Annotated in this window: 3 protein-coding genes; all 3 read left to right on the top strand. The window is 56.4% G+C overall.

The annotated features are described in order from the left end of the window. The coding region (locus tag V6C07_RS09740) for an MBL fold metallo-hydrolase (RefSeq protein ID WP_333536239.1) at positions 1 to 1,020 on the top strand (1,020 nt) is incomplete at its 5' end. Positions 1,021 to 1,180: 160 nt separating this feature from the next. Then, on the top strand, positions 1,181 to 1,687 hold the full coding sequence (locus V6C07_RS09735; protein ID WP_333536238.1) for a DUF1269 domain-containing protein: 507 nt from the start codon (positions 1,181 to 1,183) through the stop codon (positions 1,685 to 1,687). 832 nt (positions 1,688 to 2,519) lie between these two features. After that, positions 2,520 to 3,164, top strand: a 645-nt coding sequence (locus tag V6C07_RS09730; RefSeq protein WP_442891933.1) for an oxidoreductase, incomplete at its 3' end; no start/stop codon positions are given.

Raw genomic sequence — 3,164 nt, 5'->3', positions numbered from 1 at the left:
CAACCGTGGCATGCCCGGCAAAACACCGGCCCGGCCAAGGCCGCCCCAGGCTGCCGCGCCGGATCAAAGCCCCACATGCCGGAACTTCACGGTTGGGCCGATTCCAACCATACAGCGCCGCAAGGCGCAACCGACGCCAAGGAGACTATTATGACTGCCCCCAATGTGCGCGGATTTTTTGACCCCGTTACCGCAACCTGGACCTATGTGGTCTGGTCAGATACAGACAGCCAGCGGCGCTGCGCCATCATCGACAGCGTACTGGACTATGATATGCCCTCAAGCCGCACCGGCACAACATCCGCCGATACGGTCATTACCTTTATAAGGCAGAAAGAGCTTACGGTAGAGTGGATACTCGAAACCCACATTCATGCCGACCACATTACCGCCGCCCGGTACCTCAAGGAAAAACTGGGCGGCAAGATCGCCATCAGCAAGCACATGCTGAACATCATCGCCACCTGGGTTCCCATTTTCCAGACAGGCAACGATACCCCGGCCGACGGCGCGGACTTTGACCATCTTTTTGAAAATGACGAAACCTTTACCATAGGCGACCTCAAGGCCAAAATGATCCACACGCCCGGACACACTCCGGCCGACACCACCTACATTATTGAAGATACCGCCTTTGTAGGCGACACCATCTTTCTGCCTGATGTGGGTTCCGGCCGTTGCGATTTTCCGGGCGGCAGCCCCGAAGACTCCTACGAATCTTCACGCAAGCTCTTTGCCCTGCCGGACCATTACCGCATATACGTAGGGCACGACTATCCCCCTGCGGGCAAGCGCGGTCCCGAGTGCATGAGCACCGTGGGCGAACAAAAACTGAAAAATGAACGCCTGCACATGGGCATTGATAAAAACAGCTTTGTTTCACGCCGCAGGGCGGACGATACAGGCAAGGCCGTGCCGCCCCTGCTGCTGCCCTCCATCCAGGCCAATATGCGCGCGGGCGACTTTGGAACGCCCGTGGCGGGCATTCAATATATAAAGTTGCCGATAAACAAAATCTAGCTGAAATAACATACTTTTTGCCATGAAGACCCCGCCAAAGGGGTCTTCATGGCATTGTCATTTTACAAGGCCCGTGCCATATTGCTTGCGATATTCATTACCTGTAACCATCGGTATTGCGTCCGTCATTGCGAGCAATACCGCACCTCAAGGAGATCCCATGCGCACACTGATTGTCGTGGCCTACCCCAGTGAAACGCAGGCCAGTGAAGAACGCATCAAATTTTTGAAAATGCAGAAAGACTACCTTGTGGATCTTGAAGACGCCGTGGTGGTTACCCGCAAGCAGGACGGCAAGGTCAAACTGCACCAGCTTTACAACCTTACTGCAACCGGCGCGCTGAGCGGCGGTTTCTGGGGCGCGCTGATCGGCCTGATCTTTCTGAACCCCCTGCTGGGCCTTGTGGTCGGCGCGGGCGCCGGAGCCGTGGGCGGCGCGCTGACCGATGTGGGCATCAACGATAACTTCATGAAACAGCTTGGTGAAAAGCTCAAACCCGGCTCTTCGGCCCTGTTCGTGCTGGTGGATTCTGAAATTACCGACAAGGTTCTGGCGGAGCTGCGCGGCTCCGGCGGAGAGGTCATCCAGTCTTCCCTGTCGCACGAAGATGAAAACCGCTTGCAGGCGGCTTTGAGCGCTGCCAGGGACGCGGCGGACAAAAATTAAAAAACGTCTCTGCCGGAGCCGTTCCACTGTACCGGCTCCGGCAGAAATGGAAACAGCCCTCAGCCGTAGGGTGCGGCACGGCGTCAGCCCCGGCCCGGGGCAAATTTTTGTAGAAAAAGAGCTGCGCCGTAAGCCAGATAAAGACAGGGGGAAAAGGCGCGCCCCCTTTCCCCCTGCTTCTGCGATGGCCCCCAAACGCTGCCGTAAAACCGGCCTCCATGTTGGCACATTGCGGCGGCAGTGCCGCTCGCAACCGCATATCTCTTTGTCGCCCACAGGACAAATTTACAGCAAAGCTCTCCCGAAGAGTGAGTAAGCAGGCGGTCGCCACGAAGAGAAACGCAATATATCTGCGCTGCTAGAGCATTTAGCACTTGAAATGCTTGCCTACGGCAGGCAAAAGCCTGCCTGCTCGCATTTCGTGGCAAGGATTTTCAGGAAAATCCTTGCAGAGCAGTTGACTCGTTTCATTCGTAAACTGCTCTAAGCATCATGATGAGCACCTCAAAAAACTTGAGAACAAACATTCTCAAGGGCAACATGCCCATACCTGTGGCGGGAACTCTCACCCAAAAGAACCCGGCAGAGCGGCATTGATGATGGCACAGCCTGAAGCACTTTTGTACGTTATATTACCGGGAGATACAAGGTACAAAAGAAATTACGCCGGGCGACATGGCCGGGCGCGCTTGCCCTCTGCCATCTTCAGGCGCATAATCAGAAAAATGGCATCCCTTTCAGGATGCGCCGCCATAACAATTTTCTGCCCCAGATCCCCGTGCCTGGGCAGACATAAAATACGGGCCTTGAGGCTGCAAAGGCAGGAGGCTGCATGAACACACTTTTTTCTTCCATCAATCTCGGCGGGCTGGAACTTGCCAACCGCATCGTCATCCCCCCGATGGATCAGTATTCGGCTGATGAGGGGCGTCCGACCCAATGGCATCATATGCACTACGGCCATCTGGCTGTTTCCGGCGCCGGGCTGCTCATTGTCGAAGCCACAGCCGTGGAACCCGAGGGCAGAATATCCCCTGGCGACCTCGGCCTGTGGAATGATGAGCACGAAGCACTGCACAAACGCATGCTGGAATTCATAGGCACGTTTTCTTCCACGCCCGTGGCTGTCCAGTTGGGGCATTCCGGGCGCAAAGGCTCCACAGCCCGCCCTTGGGAAGGGCGCGGCCCCCTGGAACTTCACGAAGGCGGCTGGAATGTCTGCGCGCCCTCCGCCCTGCCCTTTGACGCGGACTCTCCTGTTCCCTCGGCCCTGGATGCTGCCGACCTTGACCGCATGACCGCGTCTTTTGTGACGGCGGCGCAACGCGCTCAGCGCGCAGGTTACAAGGCTGTGGAACTGCACGCGGCCCACGGTTATCTGCTGCACGAATTTCTTTCGCCTTTGTCTAATAAAAGAGAAGATGAATACGGCGGCAGCCTTGAAAACAGAATGCGCTTTCCCATGCAGGTATTTGCA

The sequence above is a fragment of the Desulfovibrio sp. 1214_IL3152 genome (genome assembly GCF_036763055.1).
Lineage (GTDB): Bacteria > Desulfobacterota > Desulfovibrionia > Desulfovibrionales > Desulfovibrionaceae > Desulfovibrio.
Note: the sequence above shows the minus strand (reverse complement) of the source record. Positions and strands in the feature narration are given on the sequence as shown.

Bases quoted from the DNA above. Each gene is read 5' to 3' on its own strand.
- V6C07_RS09735 (WP_333536238.1), top strand. From the start codon at position 1,181: ATGCGCACACTGATTGTCGTGGCCTACCCCAGTGAAACGCAGGCCAGT.